This window comes from Acinetobacter sp. 1125_18A (assembly GCF_052824985.1).
The window spans coordinates 115,342-141,389 of sequence record NZ_VTDG01000006.1 but is presented as its reverse complement, the minus strand read 5'-3'; the positions used below and the strand labels follow the sequence as shown (position 1 = coordinate 141,389).

28 protein-coding genes and 1 pseudogene are annotated in these 26,048 nt (G+C 37.6%); 9 read left to right on the top strand and 20 right to left on the bottom strand.

Features of this window, described 5'->3' with window-relative positions; all coding sequences use genetic code 11:
- Position 1: 1 nt before the first annotated feature.
- From FY049_RS12570 to yccS, 3 genes are all read right to left on the bottom strand, one after another.
- Entirely contained in the window at positions 2–289 is a 288-nt protein-coding gene (locus tag FY049_RS12570; RefSeq protein ID WP_034615366.1) for a DUF3817 domain-containing protein, read from the bottom strand.
- A gap of 166 nt (positions 290–455) precedes the next feature.
- A complete protein-coding gene (locus FY049_RS12565; RefSeq protein ID WP_446083787.1) occupies positions 456–1,010 on the bottom strand; it encodes a hypothetical protein in 555 nt (184 codons plus the stop codon).
- Positions 1,011–1,040: 30 nt separating this feature from the next.
- Positions 1,041–3,191: a YccS family putative transporter gene (yccS, locus tag FY049_RS12560; protein ID WP_446083786.1), complete on the bottom strand. Its 2,151-nt coding sequence runs from the start codon at positions 3,189–3,191 to the stop codon at positions 1,041–1,043.
- Positions 3,192–3,375: 184 nt separating this feature from the next.
- On the opposite strand from yccS, the gene FY049_RS12555 reads away from it, so the two are divergent.
- Positions 3,376–4,599 carry a DUF2252 family protein gene (locus tag FY049_RS12555; protein WP_446083785.1) on the top strand — a complete coding sequence of 408 codons (1,224 nt, stop codon included), beginning with the start codon at positions 3,376–3,378 and terminating at the stop codon, positions 4,597–4,599.
- 304 nt (positions 4,600–4,903) lie between these two features.
- Here the strand turns inward: FY049_RS12555 and FY049_RS12550 are convergent, their stop codons facing one another.
- Positions 4,904–5,872, bottom strand: coding sequence for an omptin family outer membrane protease (locus FY049_RS12550; protein ID WP_262782223.1), 969 nt, complete (start codon positions 5,870–5,872; stop codon positions 4,904–4,906).
- A gap of 369 nt (positions 5,873–6,241) precedes the next feature.
- On the opposite strand from FY049_RS12550, the gene FY049_RS12545 reads away from it, so the two are divergent.
- Positions 6,242–6,397, top strand: coding sequence for a hypothetical protein (locus FY049_RS12545; protein ID WP_446083784.1), 156 nt, complete (start codon positions 6,242–6,244; stop codon positions 6,395–6,397).
- A 390-nt stretch (positions 6,398–6,787) separates the two neighbouring features.
- Here the strand turns inward: FY049_RS12545 and sodC are convergent, their stop codons facing one another.
- The 3 genes from sodC to FY049_RS12530 form a co-directional block, all read right to left on the bottom strand.
- Positions 6,788–7,342: a superoxide dismutase family protein gene (sodC, locus tag FY049_RS12540; RefSeq protein WP_004718225.1), complete on the bottom strand. Its 555-nt coding sequence runs from the start codon at positions 7,340–7,342 to the stop codon at positions 6,788–6,790.
- A 288-nt stretch (positions 7,343–7,630) separates the two neighbouring features.
- Positions 7,631–8,749, bottom strand: a complete 1,119-nt coding sequence (locus FY049_RS12535) for an AI-2E family transporter (RefSeq protein ID WP_004718224.1) — start codon at positions 8,747–8,749, stop codon at positions 7,631–7,633.
- Between the two features lie 100 nt (positions 8,750–8,849).
- Complete coding sequence (locus FY049_RS12530) at positions 8,850–9,494, bottom strand: ParA family protein (protein WP_004718222.1); 645 nt, start codon at positions 9,492–9,494, stop codon at positions 8,850–8,852.
- A gap of 129 nt (positions 9,495–9,623) precedes the next feature.
- Here FY049_RS12530 and FY049_RS12525 point away from each other — a divergent pair, with 129 nt between their 5' ends.
- Positions 9,624–10,091 (top strand): Holliday junction resolvase-like protein, encoded by a 468-nt coding sequence (locus tag FY049_RS12525; protein ID WP_004818699.1) that lies wholly within the window; start codon positions 9,624–9,626, stop codon positions 10,089–10,091.
- Positions 10,092–10,543: 452 nt separating this feature from the next.
- On the opposite strand, the gene FY049_RS12520 is transcribed toward FY049_RS12525, so the two are convergent.
- Positions 10,544–11,167, bottom strand: coding sequence for a class I SAM-dependent methyltransferase (locus FY049_RS12520; RefSeq protein ID WP_446083783.1), 624 nt, complete (start codon positions 11,165–11,167; stop codon positions 10,544–10,546).
- Between the two features lie 183 nt (positions 11,168–11,350).
- Here FY049_RS12520 and FY049_RS12515 point away from each other — a divergent pair, with 183 nt between their 5' ends.
- Both FY049_RS12515 and FY049_RS12510 read left to right on the top strand, forming a co-directional pair.
- Complete coding sequence (locus FY049_RS12515) at positions 11,351–11,941, top strand: hypothetical protein (RefSeq protein WP_004718214.1); 591 nt, start codon at positions 11,351–11,353, stop codon at positions 11,939–11,941.
- A gap of 79 nt (positions 11,942–12,020) precedes the next feature.
- Complete coding sequence (locus FY049_RS12510) at positions 12,021–12,428, top strand: protease inhibitor I42 family protein (RefSeq protein WP_004718213.1); 408 nt, start codon at positions 12,021–12,023, stop codon at positions 12,426–12,428.
- A 93-nt stretch (positions 12,429–12,521) separates the two neighbouring features.
- Here the strand turns inward: FY049_RS12510 and FY049_RS12505 are convergent, their stop codons facing one another.
- Together FY049_RS12505 and FY049_RS12500 are read right to left on the bottom strand one after the other, a co-directional pair.
- Positions 12,522–13,079 carry a hypothetical protein gene (locus tag FY049_RS12505; RefSeq protein ID WP_004718211.1) on the bottom strand — a complete coding sequence of 186 codons (558 nt, stop codon included), beginning with the start codon at positions 13,077–13,079 and terminating at the stop codon, positions 12,522–12,524.
- Between the two features lie 29 nt (positions 13,080–13,108).
- Entirely contained in the window at positions 13,109–13,885 is a 777-nt protein-coding gene (locus FY049_RS12500) for a class I SAM-dependent methyltransferase (protein ID WP_224964642.1), read from the bottom strand.
- Positions 13,886–13,974: 89 nt separating this feature from the next.
- Here FY049_RS12500 and FY049_RS12495 point away from each other — a divergent pair, with 89 nt between their 5' ends.
- Positions 13,975–15,264 (top strand): hypothetical protein, encoded by a 1,290-nt coding sequence (locus tag FY049_RS12495; RefSeq protein ID WP_224964643.1) that lies wholly within the window; start codon positions 13,975–13,977, stop codon positions 15,262–15,264.
- Between the two features lie 77 nt (positions 15,265–15,341).
- On the opposite strand, the gene FY049_RS12490 is transcribed toward FY049_RS12495, so the two are convergent.
- Together FY049_RS12490 and FY049_RS12485 are read right to left on the bottom strand one after the other, a co-directional pair.
- Complete coding sequence (locus FY049_RS12490) at positions 15,342–15,785, bottom strand: hypothetical protein (protein ID WP_224964644.1); 444 nt, start codon at positions 15,783–15,785, stop codon at positions 15,342–15,344.
- A 127-nt stretch (positions 15,786–15,912) separates the two neighbouring features.
- On the bottom strand, positions 15,913–17,016 hold the full coding sequence (locus tag FY049_RS12485) for a fatty acid desaturase (protein WP_446083782.1): 1,104 nt from the start codon (positions 17,014–17,016) through the stop codon (positions 15,913–15,915).
- Positions 17,017–17,098: 82 nt separating this feature from the next.
- Here FY049_RS12485 and FY049_RS12480 point away from each other — a divergent pair, with 82 nt between their 5' ends.
- On the top strand, positions 17,099–17,797 hold the full coding sequence (locus tag FY049_RS12480) for a TetR/AcrR family transcriptional regulator (protein WP_105714016.1): 699 nt from the start codon (positions 17,099–17,101) through the stop codon (positions 17,795–17,797).
- Positions 17,798–17,832: 35 nt separating this feature from the next.
- Positions 17,833–18,789: a 2-hydroxyacid dehydrogenase gene (locus FY049_RS12475; RefSeq protein WP_224964647.1), complete on the top strand. Its 957-nt coding sequence runs from the start codon at positions 17,833–17,835 to the stop codon at positions 18,787–18,789.
- 153 nt (positions 18,790–18,942) lie between these two features.
- Here FY049_RS12475 and FY049_RS12470 read toward each other — a convergent pair whose 3' ends face one another.
- Entirely contained in the window at positions 18,943–19,596 is a 654-nt protein-coding gene (locus tag FY049_RS12470) for a hypothetical protein (RefSeq protein ID WP_446083781.1), read from the bottom strand.
- A 205-nt stretch (positions 19,597–19,801) separates the two neighbouring features.
- Positions 19,802–20,515 (bottom strand): hypothetical protein, encoded by a 714-nt coding sequence (locus tag FY049_RS12465; protein WP_224964649.1) that lies wholly within the window; start codon positions 20,513–20,515, stop codon positions 19,802–19,804.
- Positions 20,516–20,828: 313 nt separating this feature from the next.
- On the opposite strand from FY049_RS12465, the gene FY049_RS12460 reads away from it, so the two are divergent.
- Positions 20,829–21,221: a hypothetical protein gene (locus FY049_RS12460; protein ID WP_224964650.1), complete on the top strand. Its 393-nt coding sequence runs from the start codon at positions 20,829–20,831 to the stop codon at positions 21,219–21,221.
- Positions 21,222–21,274: 53 nt separating this feature from the next.
- On the opposite strand, the gene FY049_RS12455 is transcribed toward FY049_RS12460, so the two are convergent.
- From FY049_RS12455 to glyQ, 6 genes and pseudogenes are all read right to left on the bottom strand, one after another.
- On the bottom strand, positions 21,275–21,658 hold the full coding sequence (locus FY049_RS12455; RefSeq protein WP_224964651.1) for a hypothetical protein: 384 nt from the start codon (positions 21,656–21,658) through the stop codon (positions 21,275–21,277).
- A gap of 171 nt (positions 21,659–21,829) precedes the next feature.
- Positions 21,830–21,958, bottom strand: a pseudogene (locus tag FY049_RS12450) (hypothetical protein); the annotation flags it as partial.
- A 37-nt stretch (positions 21,959–21,995) separates the two neighbouring features.
- Positions 21,996–22,385 carry a hypothetical protein gene (locus FY049_RS12445; RefSeq protein ID WP_004718187.1) on the bottom strand — a complete coding sequence of 130 codons (390 nt, stop codon included), beginning with the start codon at positions 22,383–22,385 and terminating at the stop codon, positions 21,996–21,998.
- A 5-nt stretch (positions 22,386–22,390) separates the two neighbouring features.
- A complete protein-coding gene (locus FY049_RS12440) occupies positions 22,391–22,984 on the bottom strand; it encodes a DUF6036 family nucleotidyltransferase (protein ID WP_224964652.1) in 594 nt (197 codons plus the stop codon).
- A gap of 2 nt (positions 22,985–22,986) precedes the next feature.
- The gene (gene glyS, locus FY049_RS12435; protein WP_224964653.1) at positions 22,987–25,056 is read right to left on the bottom strand and encodes a glycine--tRNA ligase subunit beta; all 2,070 of its coding nucleotides are present in this window, start codon (positions 25,054–25,056) and stop codon (positions 22,987–22,989) included.
- Positions 25,056–26,033 (bottom strand): glycine--tRNA ligase subunit alpha, encoded by a 978-nt coding sequence (gene glyQ, locus FY049_RS12430; RefSeq protein ID WP_004718182.1) that lies wholly within the window; start codon positions 26,031–26,033, stop codon positions 25,056–25,058. Before glyQ ends, glyS begins: the two co-directional genes overlap by 1 nt.
- Positions 26,034–26,048: the final 15 nt, after the last annotated feature.

Here is a 26,048-nt window from a genome sequence, read left to right as displayed (position 1 = left end):
GTTAAGGCTGTTGTAATGCTTTTAATTTATGATCAAAAACAAAAGGCCCAAAAGGTAAAATTGAAGCAATTAAACCTAAAATAAACATGTGAATGGACCACTTCTGTTTTCCACAGACAATCAATAACACTGCAAGAAAAGCAAGAAATAACACACCATGTCCCATGCCAATATATTTCACATAAATAGGCATATCCCAAATATATTTCAAAGGCATCGCAATAAAGAGAAGAAGGAGAAAGGAAATACCTTCAAGAAAACCAACAATACGTAAAGATTTGATATTCATGGTCACTTAGTCAAATGAGAATGAAGCTTGAGTCTAACCGAATTATCTAAATGATTTGAAAAAAATAGTAAATAAAATCGATTGATTTAAATAGATGGAAGATCGTTCTGGAGAATAAGTTTTTAGTCTCCAGACCAGATAGATATAGCCCAATATTTAAGATCAACTATTGTAATGCTTTGATTGCAGCGTCCTGCTGTTGCTGTTCAAATTCAGTAATATAAACACACCCGATATAGGTTTTATGTTCACCTTCATCTATAACGGGATTCGATTCAGCCAAAGTCAGTTTACGCAAAGATTTTTCGGTTTCTTTGGTCTCAAGATCTGTTTTTACAACTTTCTCTCCTGAAAAATACGGCATATCTTTAAAGAACGGGTTTTGCGTGATTTGAAACTTTTTAGCGAGGTCTTTGGTATTCGCATTTTTTAAAACAGCCAACATTCCACCAGAAACCAAACTAATTTGATCTGTAGATTGACCGAATACCGTAATGGGAACTTTACTGACATAGCTATATTCTTCACCTTGTTTGATCCAGCCATTCTTTTTCAGATCATCCTCAAATTCAAAACCTAAGTCATAATAATTTTTAAGTGTCTTTTTACACTCTAAAAATTGCTGTAAGTCTTGATTAAATTGAGAATCTGCAAAAGTGCTGGGCGCAGTACTGATGGTCAATGCAGAGAATAAAAACGCTAGGCAATGTTTAAGTTTCATGTGAAGCCTCTAAATGTCTGGTCATTCTTGCTATTTAATTTCTAATCGAAGTAAGGTTGTTTTTAGTTTTAACAACTCAGGTAAGGTTTCCAATAATAAACTGATTTGTTTAAGCACCAAAAGTAAATTATCTGACAAATTTTCTTGATCACTGATGTGCTGAATTTCAGTGAGTTTTGTTTCAATTAAGGCTTCATTTACAGCGGTTTGATTGAGCAAAACATCAGTTAAGGTATGATTGCACCATAACATCAAATCTAAAATCTGCTGATCATGTACATGTTCACGATGGCTACCTAAAGCTGAAACATAACTGAGCTGGCTATGGCTATAGACCAAGTATCTAAAGGCATTGTGAATCAAATCCGGATTGGGATTGGGCTCAGCACTTAAACTGGAAATCATCGTGGATAATTCAATCTGTGCATTATGTGCTGCTCGGCGTGCTTTACGATAATCAATACTGTTGGTACGGCCTTGTTGATATTGTTCAACAACCGCATCGAAATAGTCTAAGGTTGCTTTACTGCTTTTCCGGATATTGTTGGAAATATCACGGAAGTTCCAGTCTGGCCAAATAAAACTGACCGCAAACCATGCGATTAAACATCCCAAGAGGGTGTCGATAATGCGCGGTAAAATAATGGCATAGCCTGCGCCTTTTAAATTAAAGATCAACAAGACCATTAGCGTTGCCATTAAAGTCGCCATGGCATATTTTTTTGAGCGTAGGTAGAAAAAGTACACCCCAAAAATAATGGTAAGGAGTAATTGGCCTTCAATACTGGGGACAAAGTATAAAATCGGAATACCCAAAAGTACCCCTGATACAGTCCCTAGTGTGCGCAGTTTTAAACGACTTTTGGTGGCAAAATAACTAATTTGGCACACAAATAAACTGGTGAGTAAAATCCAATAGCCGTTTTTGGCAAAGGGTAGTAGCGAAATGGCATAGCCCACAGCAAACACAAACGCGATACGCACGGCATGGCGAAATAATGCAGAATTTGGGGTTAAATGTTGTTTAATCTTGAGCCAAAGGTCTGGTAGATCATGGATATCATCATCCAATAAATTGAGATTATCTCGATGTTGGCTATAACTTTGTTGATAATTACGTTGTTCAATACTCAGGTTAACAAATTGATCTTGCACATTTTTCAGATTGTTTAATACCAACAGTAAGTTTTTTACTTCTAAATTATGCGGATTGTGTTGAATCCATTCCTGCATTGAGTTTTCTAAATGGGCTAAAGCAATATTGTTGTCTGTATGCGTTTGAAAGATTTGGCGCTTTAAAATTGCCTCGGCAAGTTGCTGGCAATTACGCGCCTGCAAACGTACATTTTTCTGAATACGATAAATTAAATCTGTGCGGCTAAAGTTCTGGTGAATCTTTTCATAGTGCAAATAATTGGAAGTAACTTGTTCATGGATATCTTGAGCCAGAAAATATAAATTGAGCCAGTAAATGGTGTTTTTATTGGCACGAGAGGCTTTTAATCGGGTCAGTAATGAGGCTTTGGTTTGGTTTAAGTTTTGTACCAACTGACTGTTTTGCAAAGAAAGATCATATAAAAGTTGTTCAACATTGTCGACATTATCAGGATCAAACAGTTTCGCTTTTGACATCAACAGCCCGGAAAGAAGATTAAAGCTATTGGATAAGTTGTCTTGTACAGCCTGTGTCGGTTTAAGTAGATAGAAAATGATAGAGGTCAAACCATACCATAATGTGCCCATGACAAAATAACTGGGCTGTTGATACCACTCAGTATATTCACCCAAGCCAAACATGGTATAGATTGACAAGAGCACGGTACCAAATGAAATGGTGGCGTAGCGTTGTCCCAATGCACCCATTAAGATAAAAGCTGCGCTGGACAGAGATAAGTAAATTAAAAATAAAAGTTTATAGGGATGTAAAAAATCTAAAATACTACTGACAGTAAAAAACAGCACACAGACCAAGCCAAGATTTCTTAAACGGATACTCAGTCGGTCATCAAAATCTGTGAGTGCTGTTGCAATTGCACCAAGCGTAATTGGAACAATGAGCTGTTCATAACCTAGAAAATACAGTCCAAGCGTTGTTCCAGTTAAAACAATCAAAATCTGTAGGCAATAAATCAAAGTTGAATTTGATTTTATATTTTGAAAGATTTGCTGATAACTATTCACAGTGTCAATTCAGTGGCTTGGGCGTTTTAATATTTTACTCATTTCTGAAAAGGCGATACGATTTATTGCATGTAAAAATGTAAAAAATAAACGGTAATATTCAACATTTTATATACAGTTTAGCCCTTACTTAAATATTTAAAAATACTCAGAATAAGTGATCAAATACTTAAAAATAGCAAAAATGCCAAACCAGCAAAACACTGAAATAAAACAACCTCGTTATCGCAATGCTGAACTAACAGAACGTCGTAATTTAAAAATGGCAGGTTCGATCCATGCCTATGTACGTGGCAATACGGCCAAATATTATGATTGGTTGAAGCAAGCTGAAATAAGCTCGATCCCACAGGGGCCTGCGATTTGGATTTGTGGAGATTGTCATACTGGGAATTTGGGCCCTGTTGCCAATGCTGAGGGTAAAATTGATATTGAAATTCGTGACCTAGATCAAACAGTGATTGGTAATCCTGCCAATGATGTTATTCGTTTAGGATTATCCTTAGCCACAGCTGTGCGTAGTTCAGATTTACCTGGTGTGGTCACCGCGCAGATGATTGAAGCATTGTATGCAGGTTATGTGAATGCCTTAGTACACAATGGTCGAGGGATTGATAAATTACAGCGACCAGTATTTGTGCATAGTGCGATGCAAAAAGCACTTAAGCGAACCTGGAAAAATTTAGCAAGAGAGCGTTTAGAAGGTTTAACGCCAGAAATAACCTTGGGGAAGAAATTTTGGCCCTTATTGAAAAAAGAACATCTCGAAATTCATCGTGTTTTTAATCAGCCCGATATTCAAGACTTGGTCACAATGATTGGTCAGCGTGATCAATCAGCTCAGTTGAAAGTCATCGATTCAGCATATTGGGTTAAAGGGTGCAGTTCTTTAGGTTTATTGCGCTATATCGTACTGATGGATTCATCGAATCATATTGTCAGAGATGGGAAAGGCCTATGTTTAATGGATCTGAAAGAAGCCACAACAGCACTTGCACCACGCTATTCAAATACACCGATGCCAAAAGACAATGCAGCAAGAATTGTTGAAGGTGCAAGACACTTATCACCCTTTTTAGGGGAGCGGATGCGAGCAAGTAAGTTTTTAGATACTTCGGTTTTTATTCGAGAGTTATTGCCACAAGATTTAAAACTCGAAATAGAAGGGGTCAATGAAGTTGAGGCTAAAGATTTAGCTTTCTATTTGGCTTTTGTCATTGGTCGTGCACATGCTCGACAGATGGATGATTCAGTACGTAATGCTTGGGTGAAAGAGCTAAAACGCAATCAATCAAAAACTATTGATGCGCCATTTTGGCTATGGCGTAGTATTGTTGAATTGATGAGTGTACATGAGGCTGGTTATTTGGAGCATTGCCGCCGTTATGCGCTTTCGCATCTGAAATAAAAAAGGATGTGGATAAGTCTATTGTTATCCACATTTTATAGATCTGAGTTTTTATCCTAGATGATGTTACTTTGCAAGACTTTCAAAATAACGCCGTGACATTGATTTTAGTATCTGGTGGAATGCAGTTTCTGATGTGAAAAATCCTGAGCCCATGTCGTGAAAATATTTGTTGGTACTTATATTTTAACTATTTTAGACTCAGGTTTTTTGCTTAAATCAAGTGATAAGGCAGTCATGATTTCATCACTTTATCGACTTTTGAAATCGAATATGTCAATGACTTAAATGAACTGCACCATCATTAAAAAGTATAAGCTACACCAATGCTTGCACTATGGGCTTTATTCGAAATACCACCGCCATTTTTATACCTTGTAATTTCATTTGTTTCGTTATCCACGATTACTGAATCAGTTGTAACACGCTTATATTCATTCCAAGAATACTCAGTAAATAATTTTGTATCTGGTCTAATGTTATAACCTGCATTTACAATGGCGCCATAATATGTCCCATTATTGGCTTTATTATCAAATGAAATATCGCGTAAGTAATGTTCATCATGGTCTGAAGCATTGACCCAATTGCTGTATTTCAGCGTGGTAGTAAGTTCAAAATTATTATATTCAAATTTACCATTGATGCCGATATAAGGCATTTTAAATTTTTGCTGATAACCAATGACTTTTTCATTAGGATCAAACTCACCAGTATTACTTAGTGCTGACCCTTCTACATAATCTCCATCACTATCTACGTCTGAATAATGATATGAGCCACCAATAGCCGACCATGAGTATTTATTTTGTTGATAACCTAATAGTGCACCTAGCTTATAATGTGAAGTGTTGAGTAAATTTACATTGAAATTTAAATCAAATTCATTTGCATAGTTGAGAGGTGTACGATCATGATGAGACCAATCTGTCAATAAATCTCTATCTGTTTCAGAGGTCCAGTCATAATCATTCATAACAGCAGAGTTTTTAGATAATGTACTCCAGCCTCTAGCATTAAAAGAAACTTTAGGATGAAATTGCCAATTTATCTCAGCATTTATGATATTGGCGCTGTTGGTGTCCCAAGCAAGCTCAGATGCCTTGCTTTGATCATCCATATAAACGAGTTCTTTCGCTTTAGATTTAAGTAAAAGGCCAGAAGATAAAGACATAGCCAAATCATCAGGCGTAAATTGACTCGACCAATTATTTTCACTAGCAAAAGTAGGATTTACACACAACATAAGTATTGGTATTACTATTTTTTTCATTAAAACAAAAGCCTTTTGTATATTGATTACTTATTTGATTCTCAAAATTACGGATGTAATCTACTTGATTTATATTAGATTGTAAAATTGCAAATCTTATTTTTGTTGAAAAGTAATATTTTATTGATGGATTTAAAAATAGTTATAGCTCTATATATAAGTAGCTCAGCTAATATTTTTGTAGATATTGGTCGTTAAAAAATATATTTTAAACATAATCTACTTATAAGATATCTTAATGATAATATCCAAAAGGCTATGTGAAAAAAATTATTTTAAGTTGTTATGTCTTATCTAAATAATTTTCCAAAAGCGTAAATGTAAAGTTTACTCTATTATCATTAAGCTGTGACAATATGAACATGATTGGTGTCACACTATTCAAATACACCAATGCCAAAAGATAATGCAGCAAGAATTGTTGAAGGGAAAAGACATTTATATTCATTCTTGGGCGAGCGGATGCGGACAAGTAAACCATTGATACGCCATTTTGGTTATGGCGCAGTATTATTGAACTCATGAGTCTACATGAGGCAGGTTATTTGGAACATTGTCGCCGTTATGCGCTTTCACATCTAAAATAAAGACAATGTGGATAAGAGCATACTTATCCACAATTAGGGTCTGTTGACATTTCATAAATGGCTTGCGTTGTAAGCTAAAATTGAGCAGGCAAGGCATGAAACAAAGAGAATAGCGAGACTATTTTCGAGTTTCATAACACAGGCTGAGATAATTTTAGCTACAACCCTTCGGGACTAGAGTGTTTTTTGCTGCTACGTCGTTACCTTGCGAAACGATGTTTCTCATCATTTAGAATGACTAAATTTCATATTTCGTGCCTTGTATCATCTAAAAAACATACGTAGTCGCAAACATAGACGAATTGTCAACAGACCCGAATAATTTAAATTATTGAATCACACCACAGGCAATACGATCTCCACCGCCACCCAGTGGTTTTGGATGGTCTGAATAGTTATCACCACCTGCATGAATCATAATGGCTAAGCCTTGAATATCGGCCAGTTTTAAACGTGGTGCAATTAAGGTTGTTTTGGCATTTCCATTTGAATCTACATTGAGTACAGGTAAATCGCCCATATGCCCATCATTGGGGGTACCATGTCCCGTTTTTTGCGGATTGAAATGACCACCAGCAGCTAAAGCAGCGCCCATTTTTCCGTCTTTTTCAGCAGGTGCGCATGAGCCTTTTTCATGAATATGGAAACCATGATAACCAGAAGGTAATTGGCTAAGTTGAGTGTTGATGGTTAAACCATTTGGAGAGTCTTGCAAGCTTACTGTACCAATTTTTGCACCAATGCCTTGTGCAGAGACCGCATGCATATCCACTGTTTGTAGCGGTGTTTTAAGCTTAGGTTTGACCGTTGTTGTACTACATGCCGCTGTAAAAAGTGCGATACATGTACAAAGTATAGAAGTTTTAAAAAAAGTAGATGTCATCGAACGCATCCAAAGTATTTGATTATGATTAGTCACTATTCAAACAAAGCACGGCCTGATAAACAATGTGAATTAAATGTCTGATTGTATGAATTTATTTAACAGTAAATTTGATTGGCATTGATTATGCTGGCTAAAAATAAATAAACAAAATAATCAGCAAAATAATTATGCAGAATATCTACGATATATAGATCGCTATACAAGGTATATTCGCCAATTAAAGCTTATTGGCGAATATACGATTGACTCATATTGAAATTTTAATTGTCACTTGCCTGTATTTGGCTAAGGTTTTGTAGGCTGATCATCATCAATGTCATAGGCCATCGTGGCATCTGGCATTAGGATTTCTGGCTCAGTGGTTTCATGTAACCACTCACGCCAAATTGCCAAGAGAATTGCAAGAATGACAGGGCCAATAAACAGTCCAACCAGTCCAAAACTTGCTAATCCACCAAGTACACCAAACATGATCAACAAGAACGGAATCTTGGTTGCACCTGAAATAACCAAAGGTCGAATCACATTATCAGCAGTACTAACAATACAAACACCCCAAGCCATTACACCAATTGCTTCCATAGTTTGACCTTGCGAAAACAGCCATAATGAAACTGCACCATAAGCAACTGGAGGGCCAAATGGAATCAGTGCCATCAAAAAAGTCACAATGGTGAGTACCATTGGATTTGGAACACCCGCAACAAAATAACTCACACCAGCAAGAAATGCTTGAGCAACTGCAGTTAAACCAACACCATAAACCACTGCACGAGTCGTTTCAGAAATGGTGTCAAGATAATGGTGAATACGTGGACCAATTAACATCTGTAAGGCTTTACTGACTTGCTCCAAAATGGTTTGACCATCTCGATAGAAGAAGAATAACGACATGATTGCAAAACCCAGCTTAACCAGATTCTTGGTAATTTCGTTCAGGACGAATTTACCATAGTTCATATGGCCTTGAATCCAAAGACCAATGGTTTGCGAAAGGCTGGTAGGATCGGCATTAATTTCACGTACGGTACGGCTGACTTCTTTGCCAATGATGGGGAGTTCACGGATAAAGTCTGGAACAGTCAAATGACCTGAAGATAATTGGCGTTGTAGGTCGAAATAAAGATTTCGTCCTTCATGTTGTAAAATAAAAATAGCAAAAGTCAGTGGAATTCCAACCACCAAAACCACCAGTGTAATCATGAGTGATGCACTGAGAGTTGGTCGATTCGAACCAAACATTCTTAAGATGCGTTTGTACATTGGCCAAGTCATATAGGCGATAATACATGCCCATAACACAGGTACAATGAAATATTTGAGAATATCGTAACCCAAAAAAATAAGGATGAACAATAATCCAAACAATAAGATACGTTGTAAGTTCGAAGTGAATTCTTGCACTAATTACTCTAAAAATTGTGAGTGATTGACTCAATATTAACTGAAAAATAAAGTGTGGCAAATTTTAAGCACAATTTATTTGATCTTTATTGAATTGGTTTTAGAACCAATCGCTTGGATCGTCTATTAAAGCATCAAGTAAGGGTTGCCATTGTTCTTGAATGGTTAAAAAGTTCTTTTGCGTTTTATCAAAAACGTTTAGACCTTGCATCGCTAATTGGCTATAGGCAGTACGTTCAGATATCCATGCAACAGGTTTTTGTTCGATTTTATCAAAGAATTGCTGAATATCTTTCGAGCTTGAGCTGTTGGCTTTCATTCGATTGGCAACCAGATATACAGAAACTTTGCCTTTACGGATTTTTTTAATGTCTTGGATGTGTTTAAGGAAACGTCGAGTACTGTCGATATCAAAAAAAGAGGGTTGTAACGGAGTGACTACAGCATGGCATTCACTAATCAATTGCTCAGCATGTTCACCAGTTAAAGCACCTGGTGCATCAATCACTAAATAATCTAAGTTTTTAGGTGCATCTCCAATTGATTTTTCATGACGCCAATCCAGACTTTGAATTGTTGCTGCAGTGTCAGGACGTTGCTTTAACCATTGCAGTGCTGATTTTTGTCCATCTGCATCAGCCAAGGCCACTTTATAGCCTTTTTGTGCAAGCGCCGTTGCTAATGTTATTGCCGTAATCGTTTTCCCACAACCGCCTTTCAAATTTGCAACAAGTATTGTTTTCATGATTGATCAATTAAGTCTGTAAGCTAACCTTCACCTTACTTTAGCATTAATTTTTAGCATATAGGTTATACATGACAAAACTTTAGTAGTTGTTTACATTGTGCAAGATATCGAGTTAAAGGAAAAAGCATGTCCATCTGGATGGCGATGTTAATTGGTGCATGTATTGGCATCGTTTTAACCACAATCGTGTTATCAAGTACGCGTAATGGCAAAATCAAAGCAGAGTATGAGCAATATATTGCTGAATTGGAATTAGAGCATCAGCAGACTTTAGCAAGCGCGCAAAAGCGTAGTGTAAATACCAGTCGTGCTGTGTTGAAAGGCAAGATGGCGGAACAACTGGCACCAATCATGCCTGAGTTTCGTTATTTACCCAGTGATGCCAAGTTTTTAGGGGATCCTATTGATTATGTCGTGTTTGATGGTTATACCGATTTTCGAGATGGTGAAGGTTTGGCTGAAGATATTGAAGTGGTGTTGATTGATATTAAGAGTGGTGGGGCACGTTTGACCAAGGGGCAACAAGCGATTGCTCAAGCAATTCAAGACGGGCGAGTCCGCTTTGAAACGATTCGGATTGATTTTGACGATTAGAAAGTTGAAGTGTTATTGCATCGAGTGTGTAGATTTTTAATTAAATCAATTGTATGGAAAAATAAATTATTTGAATATAAAAGGCTTGCAATGCCACATTTTACATTCAAAGTTTAAATAGCTTTGCGTAGGCGATGCCTCACTTTTTGTAGCTGATGCCAAACCTTGCGCTGCAAACAAAGCTGTGCTTTGCTTTTGCTCATGTTAGGCGAGGGGTACGTCCTGTACCCCCGCCCAACGGCGACATCCATGTCGCCCCGCGGTAGAATAACCATCTAGGATTCAAAAACACAAAAACTTATTCATAGCCAAAAACTTCTAAAAGTTCATACAAAAACATAAGCTTCATTGATGATCAATGACTTGATGGAAATCACTTGTATGAATAATTAGGTGGTTTGACTATATCAAATTTTCTATTAAATTTATCTATTCTATTCAATGGCGCAAGCTTAGAGCTTGTGTGCTCTAGCCATAAACATACGCCATCCAATTTTTGGCAGATCCTCAGCATCAAAATAATATTTTTCAGAAAACTTAAAATTGGCGTTTAAAAGTTCAAGTTCGATATTACGGTTTAAGTGACATCCATCAGCAATAACTTTTTGTATAGGTGTTAAAAGATCTTGCAGTTTTTTTAAGGTGTTATTGTCATGATATTGAACGTGTTCAATTAGATGCAGTGTCCCTTGAGGTTTTAAAACACGATAAATTTCTTGAATGGCTTTGTCTAAATTGGCAATGCTACACATGGTCCATGTACTGACGATATTTTCGACTGAATGATCTGCAAAAGGCAGCTTTTCTGCGCTGGCTTGAATGTGTTGTACATGAAAAGGTGCATCAAATACCCGTTTTTGAGCAAGTTGATAGACATCTCGGTTTGGCTCAATCGCATAAACTTGATCAACCTCTTGGTAAAATGGCAGGTTTAAACCTGTGCCAAAACCAATTTCTAAGACTTCACCTCGAACTTTTCCAAGTAATTCTGCACGTCCATCCATCATGCTTGGTGTTTGCATCACTTGATTGAGCAAATGCGGGAAAATACGTTGTTGGTAAAATTTATAAATCATCATTGTATGCAATTATATGGATATAAGCTAAATTCTAACCAAAGCCTGCTTTGAATATAAGACAAAAATAGGACGAAATCTCTGTATTTTGTTACCGAAACTCGATTTTTATTTTAAGTTTTTATATTAATACTAGCATTATAGATTTTGTACAATTTTTAAGTGTGGTTTGAGGAGCATGATATGAGTAAAAAGTTAGTCTGTGCAGCGTTGATGGCACTGAGTGCTTTTCAGGTCTATGCTTTTCAATCCACTGATTCTTCTAAAGTTTCAAAAGCCAATCCAGCATTTAATATTGCCAATGGTTTAGCACCAATCGACCAACATCAGAAAATTTCTGTTTTGGAACCCTTTCATGGGGAGTTTCGGATCCTCGGTTCAAAAGAATATAAGGATGATGAGCAAGCAAAATTTTCTCCAATTGATTATGCGGTAACTCGCGGTTTATTTACTGAGCCTGAAATTGCCCGCCAGATTTCGATCAATCAATATGATCGTTTCTTAAATTGGAAAATGGCTCGACCACCAATTCCTGCTCAATTGGCAACTCAATTGGTCAGTAATATGCATATTATTCCCGCTAATCCTGAAATTGCTCAACAAATCAAACAGGTAAAGCGTGGCGATTTAGTTCGTTTAACTGGTGATTTGGTTCAAGTGAATGATAAAGATTTGGTGTGGAAATCTGCTTTGGATTGGAATGGTGTTGGTGATGGGGCGTGTAAACTGATTCGAGTGAATTCTATTCAGTGGTTGGAAAAGCAAAATATCTAAATTCAAATTGAGCCACATCAGAGAAGATGATAAGGTTTGCTATAATTTTAGCCAGTTTGAATCATAAAGAGTGTGATAAATGAAAGGTTTAGTGGGTTTTACTTTGTTGGTTTGCAGTTTGGGCTTAGTCGCTTGTCAAAGTTCAAGTCCTACAGTGGAAGGTAAAACACATGAGTATACACTGAAACAAAAGTGCCCAACTTTGATGGATATGAAAGTAGGTGAAGTGCTTGTATTCAATGCACCCGAAAATCCAAGCACAGGGTATCAATGGCAGTTATTACAACCACTTAAAATATTTAAAACAGAAGAAACCTATTTGCAAAATGATAATGAAGAGGGAGCCGTGGGTGTCGGTGGCACAAAGACGTTCCGTTTTAAAGCTGAAAAACCAGGACAAGATTATATTGAATTGGTGCATGTTCGTTCATGGGAATCTTCAAAACAACCTGATCAACAATGGCGTTGTCGTATTCGGGTTTCTTAGGATTTCACTTTAATTGTACTGGTTCAAACATGACAGCGTTTCTTCTCTTGTGCCATTTGATCTAGCACAAGAGAAGATTAAAGCATTAGTTTTTTATTTTTTATCGGTCAATTGTTTCCAGTGATCGAGTTGATCTTTGGCTGTGAACATACCCCCCATACCTTTTACATCATCAGCTGAATTTTTAGATTGACCGTCTTTAGACAGTTTATTCTCGTCATAGATTTTGGCTTGATTTTCCCAAAATTGATAAATTAAACCTTGAATATAGCGACCTTGTTCAGTTTTTAGATCCAGTTGTTTAAGCATATTCAACGCAGATTCAATGCTATCACGTTTGAGTTGCTGATCAATTTCGTAGGTCAGCGTATCTTCAGCTGCACGTTTTTTAAGGTCAGCTTCTAAAGCATTATTATTTTCGGTAAATTTCTGATCATATTCTTCAAGTAATGCAATATCGTGAGCATCGTCTGGTGTACTTGGAAAGCTTTTAATCGGTTTGGTTTTCAATTGATCCATGATCTCTTGAGAGGCATCTTTAGGTTCAGATGAATTGTTTTGCTGTGGACTATCTTTAGGAGAACATGCTGCCATGAAAACGACGGATGTAAGTAAACCTGAAAGGAGTAAAGGGCGAAGTATTAAATTCATGATAAACATTCCTCATTAAAGCGTTTCGATTAGCGCAGTTTCCTAAAGTTATAAACATAGGTGACATAAGGGAAGTCTATTTCATCTTGCGCATGTTTACCCGTATATTCCAAGACAATATGTTCGAATTTGTGTTTTAGTTTGAATTGCTCTTCTTCAGACATTGCTGCAATAAAACTGGTGGATAATAAGCGCTTACTGACCACGTTTTCCACGGTTCCAGTTTGTACTTGTGAAAAGACTTTGGCTGTTTCAAGTTGGAATAAAAATTGATTTTCAAACGCCAATTTCCATTGCCCACTATGGTAACGTGGTGTTTCTCCTTCGATCGTCGCGAGCAGATCTGCCAATGCTTTAACCCAGTCTATCGTCTCATCGCGCTGGTTCCAGACCAAACCAAGGTGACCCTCAGGTTTTAAAATGTGGTGAATTTCATTCAAGGTTTCAATATTGGCAAACCAGTGAAATGACTGCGCGCACAAAACAGCATCAATACTTTCAGATTCTAACGGAATTTGATCACTCTTTGCTTGAAGCGTTTGTACATCAGGATGTACTATTTTCAATTGTTCCAACATTTCTGTGACGGGCTCGACAGCAATAATATTGGGCGTTGCTTGTTTGAGGTAAGGGAGAAATTTTCCAGTACCTGCACCTAAGTCAACAACGCTTGAATCTGGGCCAAGGGCTAAATCTTCTTTTAACCATTTGACCACGTCTTGTGGATAATTGGGTCTGACTTGTTGATAAAGTTCAGCAGCAATACTGAAGCCTTTTTGAGCAGCAGGATGTAGGGAATGTGTCATATTTTGCGCTTTTTTATCTGACTAGACTCTATAAAATATGACACTTGAAGCAATCAATAGGCAAGTGCCTATTTATTTAATTTCAGCCAATGATAGAGCTAGTGCTCGGTGTGCGAATGGATAAGCAAATAATTTTTGAAGATGATCATATTAGAGCAATCTATTTACAAGGTGATTCTGACACTTTAGTCCTGTCATTTGGTGACTTGATTTCTAGAGCTAAAGGACTTTCCATCAATGCTGAAAAGTCTTTGATGAAATATAACTATGCCGTGGTCGGGATTATGCCAAAACAGAAGTCTTGGTTTCCTGCCTCAAGCATGGCTGCATTGTTAGAGCACTTAGATCCCATTTTAAAACAATTTACAAATATCGTGGGTTATGGCGGTTCGATGGGTGGCTATGCGGCAATCAAATATGCCAAAGCCTTAAAAATGAATCGTGTAGTCGCCATGGTTCCACAATATTCAATCGATCCTTTAGAAGTTGAGGACAAGCGTTATACAGATTTCTACGATGCGGAATTAAATGCGGATATGCGTATTCAGGCACAAGACATCGTTGCAGACTGTGAATATATCATTGTTTATGATCCTTATTTTGAAAATGATAAAGAACATTATTTAAAAATTAAGCCATTGATCCCTCAATTGCATACGCTACATTTACCGTATACTGGTCATGATGCGATTGCTGTTTTAGCCAACTCTGCGTTACTACATGATTTTATTGAACGTGAATACGATCAAACTTATTTTTATAAGCAGATTCGTGAAGTAAAGAAAAACAGCAAATTTTATTATCGAAGCGTGATTGCTCACTTATTGGGGACACATAACGAAGCTTTGGGTAAAATTCTAAAAGGTACAGATATCCAACTGGATAGTACTTTCTTTGATGCCAGTTTAAAGCAGACCATTACGCGTATTTTATTGACCAATAAGCGAGTGGATGAGCAAGATTTGCAGAAACTGGGTATTCAAGTCAATTTTGCTTTTGAAGATAAAACGCAGCTACAAGACAGTTTTGGCAATATTTTAGTATTTAACGTGATTACACAAAAGCTAGAAAGCTATGATCAACAAGTAATTGATGTGAATGGGAAATACATTATTCCATTGCATGTTGAAAACAATGGTTTGGCACAAGTCGAGATCAAAAAGCAGACCTATTTGATCTGTATGAATGATCGCCGTGTAACCAAATTATTTAAGCAAGATGAAGCGTTATCTTTGGATATGAATCCAATTGTAATTAAAAAAACCACTGACTTTTATGTATTGACCTATAAAAACTTTTATATGAGTTGTGATATTCAAGGTTTGGTGAGTTTTGATGATGAAAGCTTAAATGACTTTTGCCACTTTAAGGTTGCTTAAAGTCAGCGGTTGAGCTGAAACACCATTTGGTGTCTAACGATTTGACATTTGAGCCATTTAAATAGATAGATACAGCTTTAGTTACATTGCTTTAAATAGGCGATTGGAAATAAAGCTGTATATTTTTTAAATTCATTTTGAACGTCTAAATCACTGACTTTATAGACTTCGCTAGAATGTTGATAAACATCAGTCACTGCTGCCAGAGAACCTTCTTCACCGTCTCTATAGTGATAACGGAAGGTTTTTTGCGTGGCATGGAGTAGTTTTTGCTTCATGGGTGGTTGATGAAGGAAGGTATAATTAAACACACGATTTTCCATCTCCAAATAATATCGAGCTTGAATACGACAACCTCGATTTAATTTAATCAGTTTGAATTCATTTCCCTCAGAACTTCTAAACTCTGCTTCATCCAAGTTATTAATCGATTGTAAAACATATGCTTTTGCATAGGCTGGTGAATATAAGCCAAAACAAAGCAGAGCGAGCATAAGTGACGGATAAGCTGTCCTATTCATTGTGCGGTCTTTTTAGCTGATTGTTTAACTCACTATAAGGCGTAATCAGGTGTTTTAAAATATAAAACAAGACCCCATACCAGAGGCCTCCATTAACTCAAAAGTTATAAATAAAAAATTATAAATTTTAGAATCTACGATTCGCTCGTTTAAACGTCCCAAAGTCATTAAAACGAACCCCATTTTCTTGCATCACTGGATAGCAGTCTTGGGCAATGGCTTGACGAATATAAAATGGATCACGTACAACAAAATGGTGAATGGCATGTGTACCAGCAAAGTTAAAACAAAAGGCTTGTAAAGGTTTCATTCGCCAATCTGTCCAGACCTGACACTGCTGAACGATATTGCCATCTTCAACATCGCCATAATAATGCATATTGGAACTGGTAAAATGCAGACTTAAGGTGCGTAAGAAATTTGGTGCTGCAATGCTTACGGCATAAAACTTTGTGGTTTTGTCTGCAAGTCTCCATAAGCTATTTTTAGGTTGTGCTATACCTGTGGCTTTCATTGCCAATTTGGCAATATTGATCAATAAGAAACCATGCCATAAGGCATAATGAATATGTCCAAAGGGTGCATAACTCGCAGAAAGTTTTGCTTTTAATTTGAGTTTATCTGCTTGGGATAAATGCTTTTGAGCATGAATAAAACGCTTGGTGGTTTTCATCATGGTGATGGGGCGTAAATAGATCGCCAACATATTGTCACCAGTCATCAGCAAACGTTTTAAGCCCCATTGATCACCATTGTTAATACCGCGTTCTTCTAAATCTGTTTTGGTACCCGATGATTTGTGATGATGTAGATGTACCTCGCGACGTATCCATGGGTTCACGGTACTTGGGCGAAAGGCGTAAACGGCTGCCAACATGGCATCATTGATTTTTTTGTTTTTACGGTAATACATTTGGTGAATAAGATCATGCTCTAGTTCATGTAAGAGCGACATCCAAAATGCAGAAAGCGGAATTGCCACATACCAAGGCATTTTCCCACGAGTGTATTGTGTTATATTGAAAATAATCCCTGTTACAGCTGTTACAAGGATGGCTAGGCCAATTTGGTCTTGGTGCTGAACCAGCCAAGGATGACGTTCGCGTAATTGATTTCCAGCTTCCAAAATTGTTTTACGAATTCGGTGGCTACGTTGTTCATCTTCTGGATCAGCAAAAAGTTTAGTTTTGCTTTGTATGGACATTTGTACATCGGAAAGGGGTAAATTCATCTCCGGTTTCCTCTATATTTTTGTAGTACTACAAGGAAGTTTTTAAAACCAACATTTGTTGGGTTTTATGAGAGATTATCTGATGATTAAAATAACGTCAACGTCAGTTTTAAAAAAAATGACGAAAAAGGTGAGCCAACCAAAACAAGAACGTTCCCAAAAAAGAATGGATAAGATGCTGGCAACCACGCAAGAGTTACTGTTATCCATTGGAATTGAAAAGATTTCGATTCCTGAAATTGCCAATGCATCTGGCGTTCCACGGACCAGTATTTATCAGTTCTTTCCGACGAAATACGATATTTTTCGTCATATTGCACTGACGCATTTAAACGATTTAGTCAAACAACTCGGACAAGCTGCTGTTCGAGTGTTGACGGAAAACCCAAATGCACCCATAGAAGTATACGGACAGTTACTCTCAGAGAGTATGATTCGTACCACAGCCAAATATTTTAATGAATCTGAAACGGCGAGCTTGTTGATTTTAAGTGGACCTTTTACCCGGCAAGCTTATCTGGAATACCAAATAGAATTAAAAAAGGTCAGTCATGGTGTCCGAAAAGCATTGGAAATGATTAAAGTGGATGAATATGTACCACAGGAGCCTGATACATTGACGATTTTGATGGAATTGGTTTTTACTTGTATGAAGCATGGTTATTACAACGAAAGCTATATTTCTGAAGCCATCATTCAAGAGGCGTACCGTATGACTAATGCATACTTATTGGCTTTAAAGAATAATTCTTTTGGTTTTTCAGAAGCATCTGCTTCGTAAGCGTAAAACTGGCTCTCTATCATTAAGGAAAAGCAATGAAAGCTGTATTTTTAGATTATGAATCTTTAGATAAACAGGATTTGGATTTTAGTCAGCTAAAAGCAGCTTTTGATGACTTAATACTTTATCCATCGACAACAGCAGAGCAAGTTCTAGCACGCATTCAACATGTAGACGTGGTGATCAGCAACAAAGTGATTGTGAATGCTGAGGCGATGGAGCAATGTAAAAATTTAAAATTAATTTTGATTTCGGCCACGGGGACCAACAATATTGATTTAGATTTTGCACGATCAAAAGGTATTGTCGTGTGTAATTGTCAGGGCTATGGCACATCTGCAGTTGCACAGCATACACTGACGTTAATGTTGACATTAGCAACATCTTTACTCAAATATGAGCATGCAGTTAAACAAGGCGAATGGAACAAATCGCCAATTTTCTGCTTACTGGATTTTCCAATTGTTGAATTATCTGGAAAAACTCTTGGTATTATTGGCTATGGTGAGCTTGGTCAAGCGGTTGCCAAATTGGCAGAAGCTTTTGGGATGAAAATTTTGGTCGCATCATTACCCAATCGACCAATGCATAAGGATCGGACACCTTTTACCGAATTGCTTGCGCAAGTCGATTTTCTTTCTCTGCATTGTCCTCTAACAGATGAAACACGTGATTTAATTGATAGCCAAGCATTTGATAAAATGAAAAATTCTGCTTTCTTAATCAATTGTGCGCGTGGTGGTATCGTTAATGAACAGGCTTTAGCAGACGCATTAAGACAAGGCAAAATTGCAGGTGCGGCAACAGATGTACTTTCTGTTGAACCGCCGACACAAGGTAATGTTTTACTTGCAGATGATATTCCAAACTTGATTATCACACCGCATAGTGCGTGGGGCAGTGTTGATGCACGTCAACGTATTGTGAATCAAATGCTTGAAAATGTTGAGGCATTTAAGCAGGGGAAAGTGATTCGTCAGGTGAATGGCTAAAGAGCCTAGTGAAAAAGCACAATGAAAAAAGGCGCAATTAAAAAGGCATCGTTAAAGAAACACCGTTAAATAGCTATATTCGTTTTACTGCTATCACCTTGAGCATAGGTAGCGCAATGTGTGGCGTGCTAAGAATTAAGTGTGTTTAGCTGCTTATCTCGGTACACCAACCTCATCATCTGTTGAACTTTGCGTATTGCTTGAGTTGGTATCTTTTGAACCTGTGGTATTGGTGTTGACATCACGCTCTTGGTTCTCAATTGGTAATGACTGTTTTTTAATTTCAGGTTCTTCTTGCCCATTGTTGGGTAATTGATTTTGAACTGCGGGTTGAACAGGTTGTGTAGTGATCGGCGTATTTTGAACGTTTGCTGTAGTTACAGCAGTTACAGTATTCGTCGTATTGGGTGTGGTCGAAGATTGGCTTAAGCTGCCTTGTTCAATCGGAACATTTAAATTGGTTTTACCCATCACTCGATCTTTGGTTTGCTCAACTTTTTTTACCGCAGTGTCTATGCCTTGGCGAGTACTATCACGAGCCTCAGTGGCTTTTTCAGTGGTATATTTTTTTGTATTTTCAATGGTTTCATCCAAAGACGGTTTAATTTTTTGAATCCCTTTTTCGGTCGCATCACCTACTTTTTCAGCGGTATTCTGTACAGCTTCACTGGTCTTATGTGCCAATACTTTAAAAATATTTGGATTATCACCATATGGCTGGGTTTGATTTTGAGTATTGGTTTGCGCATAGAGTGATGGTGTTGCAAGTATTGCAGTGATCACACATAGACTTTTGATCATCTTCATGATGTTTTGATCCCTTTATGATGATTGTAACGATTCGCTCAGTGTTGATTGGGATTATCATACTGTTTTATTTAGATAAAAAGTAAAATGGAAAGAAAAATCCTACAGCAAGAAAACATATGTATACATTGCATGCCATATTACTGGCTGATGTATAAGGAAAGCTCACCTAAGTGAGCTTTTCTTGATTGGTGATAAATTTAAATTATTTTGTAGCAACTTTGGCATCTGTAGATACTGCGACTTTAGCGCTACCTACTGGTGTTTTCACATGAGTTTGTGAATTTACTTTTGCACCTGTATTTGCTGGTTTTGGTTTAACTAAATCTTTGGTTTTTTGCCAAGTTTTACTTGTTGCTGATTTAGTTTTGTCTTTCACTTTAACAGCAGCTTCTTTGGTGTTATGACCCGCTTCAGAACTTAACTTCTTGGTATTTTCCCACGCACCTTTCGTTGCGACTTTACCTTTGTCTATGCCTGTTTCCACACCAGTCCCGACTTTATCAGCAACATGTTTAGTGCCGTCCCATGCATCTTTAGATACATCACGGGTTTTATCGACACCTTTTTCCACACCAGTCCCGACTTTATCAGCTACATTTTTAGTGCCATCCCACGCATCTTTAGAGACATCACGGGTTTTATCGACACCTTTTTCGAGACCTGTACCTACTTTAGCAGCAGTATTCTTAGTGCCATCCCAAGCGTCTTTAGACACTTCACGGGTTTTATCAACACCTTTTTCGAGACCATTACCTACTTTATCTGCTGTGTTATGGATACCTTGACCAATGTTGCTAAGAATACCTCCATTGGTTCCGACTTCAGCAGAAGCATTTGCACTTACATCTGTATTGGCAAAAAGAGGAGAGCTGGCAAGAAGTGCTGTGGCGATCACTGTTGTTTTAAGCATTTTCATAATTAGTTTTATCCTGTACCTGAATGAGTTCAAGTTTTAGTGTTGCCTATAATAATGTGAAATATGTATAAAAATAGTCTTTGAGATAAAACAGCAACAGCTTATCTACAGAGTTTTAACAATAGTGTAAGAATTGTGAATGAATGTTACGGCCAGATGTGTTTGGGGGAATTGAGCGTTTTTACTTTTTAAATTCTGATGCTTATAAGAATATGAGAACGATGATAAAAGCATTTTCTGTAAAAATTTATAGCTTGTTATTAAAATAAAAACGACATAAGCTTTGGGTTAAATTGTTGGTTTAATCATCATAATGAAAAATATAATAATCTTAATATTTCTCACCTTTATATTGAGTTTAAAACCTAGTTTTGCCTGTGGCTGTGGTGATGAACTGTCTTCCAGTCATCAAATAATGGCTTGGGTCATTATGGGCGTGGTATTTTTAATTTATTTGATTCCAAGCTTTTATTTTGCAAAATATTTTAAGAAATATCAGCTATCTATTGGACATCTGATTTTGCCTCATGTGCTGATGATTGCGATGCTCTACGCAATGATGAATTCTTTTAAATTGGGCTTAAATCCAATTTATTATTGGTTTGCTGATTACCTCTCAAATAGTTTCATATTTGCTGCGATTGGACTCATTGGCGCCCTTGTTTGGATTTATCCCGTGATTTATGTGACTAAAAGAGCGAAATAATTTTGCATTTAGCTCTTTTAGCTTCGACGAAGTATTAGAGTGAAGTGCCGAGATTAATTACATTTTTCCAGATTTGATGCTTTAAAGTTGTTTTTAAGTGAGTTGAAGTTTTTAAGCTTTTCAGCATCTTTTGGGTCAAAAACAGTTTGTTTATTTTCGACTTCAGCATCTACATTTGAAAATGCTGAGATGAGCTGATCACCTTTAAAAATCCAATGTTCTGTGGCTTTTCCTGTTTCAAAGTTGCCAGTAAATTCGATGACACAGTTGTCTGTTTGTTTGATGAGTTTGGCAAGGTTATGTTTTGTGCTTGGTTCAGCAGAGATATTTTTATGTTGTTCTAAAACAGTTGGAGCATTTGGATTGGTGGGTGTGGTTGAGCAGGCAGAGAGGGCGATCGCTATTAAAGGTACAGATAATAATATTTTAGAATTCATATGCTTTTGATCTTAAACTTAACTTGATCAATTGAGTCTATACAATGTATTGGGAATATTTAGTTTTAGATTGTTAATTTTTATTGTTATGTTTTCATTTATTTATGCGTTTTGGAAAGCAAAAACTAAAAATAAACCCGCTCGAAAGCGGGTTATAATTTATGTTCCTACTTAGTGCTGTAACACCGAAATATCAGCAACACTTGTAAACAAGTCACATAACTGTGCAAGTAAACGTAAACGGTTTGCTTTTAATTCTGGATCATCTGCCATGACCATCACATTCTCAAAGAACGTATTCGTCACCTAATGTCAAAGACGAAACAGCGAATGATTTTTACCCATGCTCTTGATGATAATGGCGTGTTTGAAGTGTGAGTAATTGTGATTTTAAATGATTTAAATCTTCATCTAAACCAAATCTTTGCGCTAAAGGATCAACCAAGTGGCTTGAGTCAAGATGAGTGGTCTGTAAAGACAAATCATTTGAAAAAGACTTTAACTGTTGTCTACGAGACACGCTAGAACACGAATAGCGTCTAAATTTTTCAAGTAAGAAAACTAAACGGCGTGTTTCAAGTGTACTTAGATTATTTGTTATAGAAGGTAAAAGCTCTGAATAGAGTAAAGCTTCAGCAACTGGTTTCACTTCACTAAATGTTGCCGATGATAATGGTTGTTTTAACAACGTATTCAAAGCATGTTCAAACTCTACCTGATTCATCATATGAGTTAACCTCTTAACTCCGAAAGGATTGACACGATATATTGAATATTCGAGTGTAATTGTTCAGGAGTCGCATAGTACATTTCAGCATTATTCGCTGATTTTTTAAACGCTTCAAGAGAAAACTTACCATTAAGGTATAATTCTTTGATGTCTTCGATATCTCTATCAGATAAACGAGCAAGTTTTGAAATGGCTAAATCTAAACCGGATACTAAATAAACTTCAACAATGCTATTGGCAACTAAAGGAATCGCTCTTTCAGGATAGTCAGGGTCGACAGATGCAAGGCTGGTGTTAAAACTACGATCAAACTCTAAATTAGTTTCAAGATTATTATCATCTAAATATTCAACGTCATTATTTTCTAAAAACAAAACTATATCGTGTTTCTTTAATTGCTGGATTGCCTGAATTTCAGCATCTATATCATTGCTACCACGAGCATTGGTATGAATATGAAATGCACAACCACCAAAAATAAATGCTTTTACAGCGCCATTAGGTAGATTCTTATGATTTTTGGATATGTAATTCTCAAGCTCTTGAAAGAGCTTGAGAATAGCGATAGTAATTGGAGAATTACTATAGATCGTCATACTTAATGCTGTAATACTGAAATATCTGCAACGCTTGTAAACAAGTCACGTAACTGTGCAAGTAAACGTAAACGGTTTGCTTTGAGTTCTGCATCATCTGCCATGACCATCACATTCTCAAAGAATGCATCAATCGGTGCACGAAGCGCAGCCAACTTAGAAAGCGCAGTGGTGTAGTCTTTCGCGTCCAAAAGTGGTTGAACTGCAGGTTTGATATTTTGAATTTCGGTATATAGCGCCTTTTCAGCATCTTCAAGCAATTTAGCTTCAACAATCTCACCTGTAGGTGCAGCTTCTTTTGCCAAGATATTGGCAACACGCTTATTGGCAGCAGCCAAAGCAGCAGCTTCTGGCAAGTCACGGAAATGATTTACCGCCGTCACACGCTTATCAAAATCAAGTGGAGATTTTGGAGAAAGTGCTTGAACAGCCTGAATCACATCAACGGCAACACCTTGGTCTTCGTACTTAGCACGGTAACGACCTTCAAGGAATGCGACAGCATCGGCTAAAGTCTTCGCATGATCTTTCAATACATCGCCATAAGCAGCCAAAGCAAGCTTGATCAGTTCTTCAATCGAAACATCAAGATTATTTTCAGTCACCAAACGTAAGATACCAATCGCCGAACGACGTAAAGCAAATGGATCTTTCGAACCTGTCGGTGCTTGACCAATCCCGAAAATACCTGTGAGGGTATCTAAACGATCAGCAAGGGCAATGGTTGTACCTGTTTTCGTTTTTGGTAGAACATCGCCAGCGAACTTAGGTAAATATTGTTCACCTAAAGCTTCAGCAACTTCATCATTTTCGCCTTCAATACGTGCGTAATAAGTTCCCGCGATCCCTTGAAGCTCAGGAAATTCTCCGACTAATTCTGACGTTAAGTCACATTTTGCAAGCAGAGCAGCTTTTTCAGCATCTACAGAATTTGCACCTGTGATTGCAGATAACGCCACAGCCAATTTTGCAATACGTTCAGACTTGTTCCAAAGTGTACCCAATTGTGCTTGGAAGACCATATTGGCTAATTTTTCTTTACGAGAAGCAAGCGGTTGCTTTTGGTCTTGTAAGAAGAAAAACTCTGCATCAGACAAACGAGGGCGTACAACTTTTTCATTGCCTTCAATAATTTGAGTTGGATCTTTAGACTCAATATTGGAAACAGTAATGAAATAAGGTTGTAATTTATGTGCTGCATTGACCAAGCAGAAATACTTCTGGTTGTCTTGCATCGTGGTGATCAAGGCTTCTTGAGGTACCGCAAGGAAACGCTCTTCAAAGCTTGCACGTAGCGCAACAGGCCATTCAACCAATGCAGTCACTTCATCACGTAGGTCAGCAGGAACGATGGCAATCGCATTGACTTCATCAGCCAAAGCTTTAACTTGTTGGTCAATGATCGCTTGACGTTCTTCAAAAGAAGCCACAACATGCGCTGCTTTTAATTTCGGTAGATAATCATCTGAATTTGTGAGTGAAATCGCTTCAGGCGCATGGAAACGATGACCATAGGTCAGATTACCCGCTTTATGATCCTGAATCGTTGCATCAATCACATCATTGTCTTTTAACAAGACGACCCATTTCACTGGACGAACAAATTCAGTACGGCTTGCCGCAGAACGCATACGTTTTGCTATTGGTAAGTTATCTAGTGCTGTTTGTAAAATTTGTGGAAGTAAAGCGTCAAGACTTTGACCTTTCACATCTTTTAAATAACAAACTTTTTCAACTTTACCTGCTTGGAAAGTTGATACTTGATCCGCAGTAATGCCTTGACCACGCATAAAGCCTTCTAAGGCTTTGGTTGGTTTGCCTTCTGCATCATAAGCAGCTTGTAGGGCAGGGCCATCAAAACGCTTTTGAGTGTCTGCTTGTGCGCCATCAATATTGACAATTTTTAATGCCAAACGACGTGGTGCTGCATAAGCTTCAATTGAATCAAATGCCAAACCTGCGTCTTTTAAACCTTTAACCGTTTCAGCTTGTAACGCATCACGTAAGGTCTTTAAGCTTTTAGGTGGTAATTCTTCACAGCCAAGTTCGAATAAAACTGTATGTTTAGACATTATTTATTCTCCTCAGCTTTTGCTTCTGCTTCAACTTGTGCCTTTAACTGTGCAAGCACTTCGTCACGTAAATGCGGTTCAGCCATTGGGAAACCGAGTTTGGCACGAGCAGCCACATAGCTTTGTGCAATAGAGCGTGCCAAAGTACGCACACGTAAAATATAACGTTGACGCTCAGTGACAGAAATAGCACCACGTGCATCGAGTAAGTTAAAGCTGTGTGATGCTTTGATGACTTGCTCATATGCTGGAAGTGGGAGTTCCGCTTCCATTAAACGGGTTGCTTCAGCTTCATAAAAATCGAAGAGTTCAAACATTTTTTCAACGTTGGCATATTCAAAGTTATAAGTTGATTGCTCTACTTCATTTTGATGGAACACATCACCGTAGGTGACTGTACCAAATTGACCTTTGGTCCAAACCAAATCATAGACTGAATCGACACCTTGCAAGTACATTGCCAGACGTTCAAGACCGTAAGTGATTTCACCTGTGACTGGGTAGCATTCAACCCCACCGACTTGTTGGAAGTAAGTAAACTGAGTCACTTCCATACCGTTTAACCACACTTCCCAACCTAAGCCCCAAGCGCCCAATGTTGGCGATTCCCAGTTGTCTTCTACAAAACGAATGTCATGTGTAAGCGTGTCAATACCAATCGCTTCTAAAGAGTCTAGATACAGTTGTTGGATATTGTCAGGGTTCGGTTTAAGCACCACTTGGAATTGATAGTAGTGTTGTAAACGGTTTGGGTTTTCGCCATAACGACCGTCTTTAGGACGACGTGAGGGTTGAACGTATGCTGCGTTCCATGTTTCTGGCCCAAGCGCACGTAAGAATGTTGCAGTGTGAAATGTCCCTGCGCCCATTTCCATATCGTAAGGCTGTAACACCACACAACCTTGTTCAGCCCAGTAGTTTTGTAAGGCAAGAATTAAGCCTTGGAATGTATCAATATGCGATATGGCGCGACTCATGCAGCATCCACTATA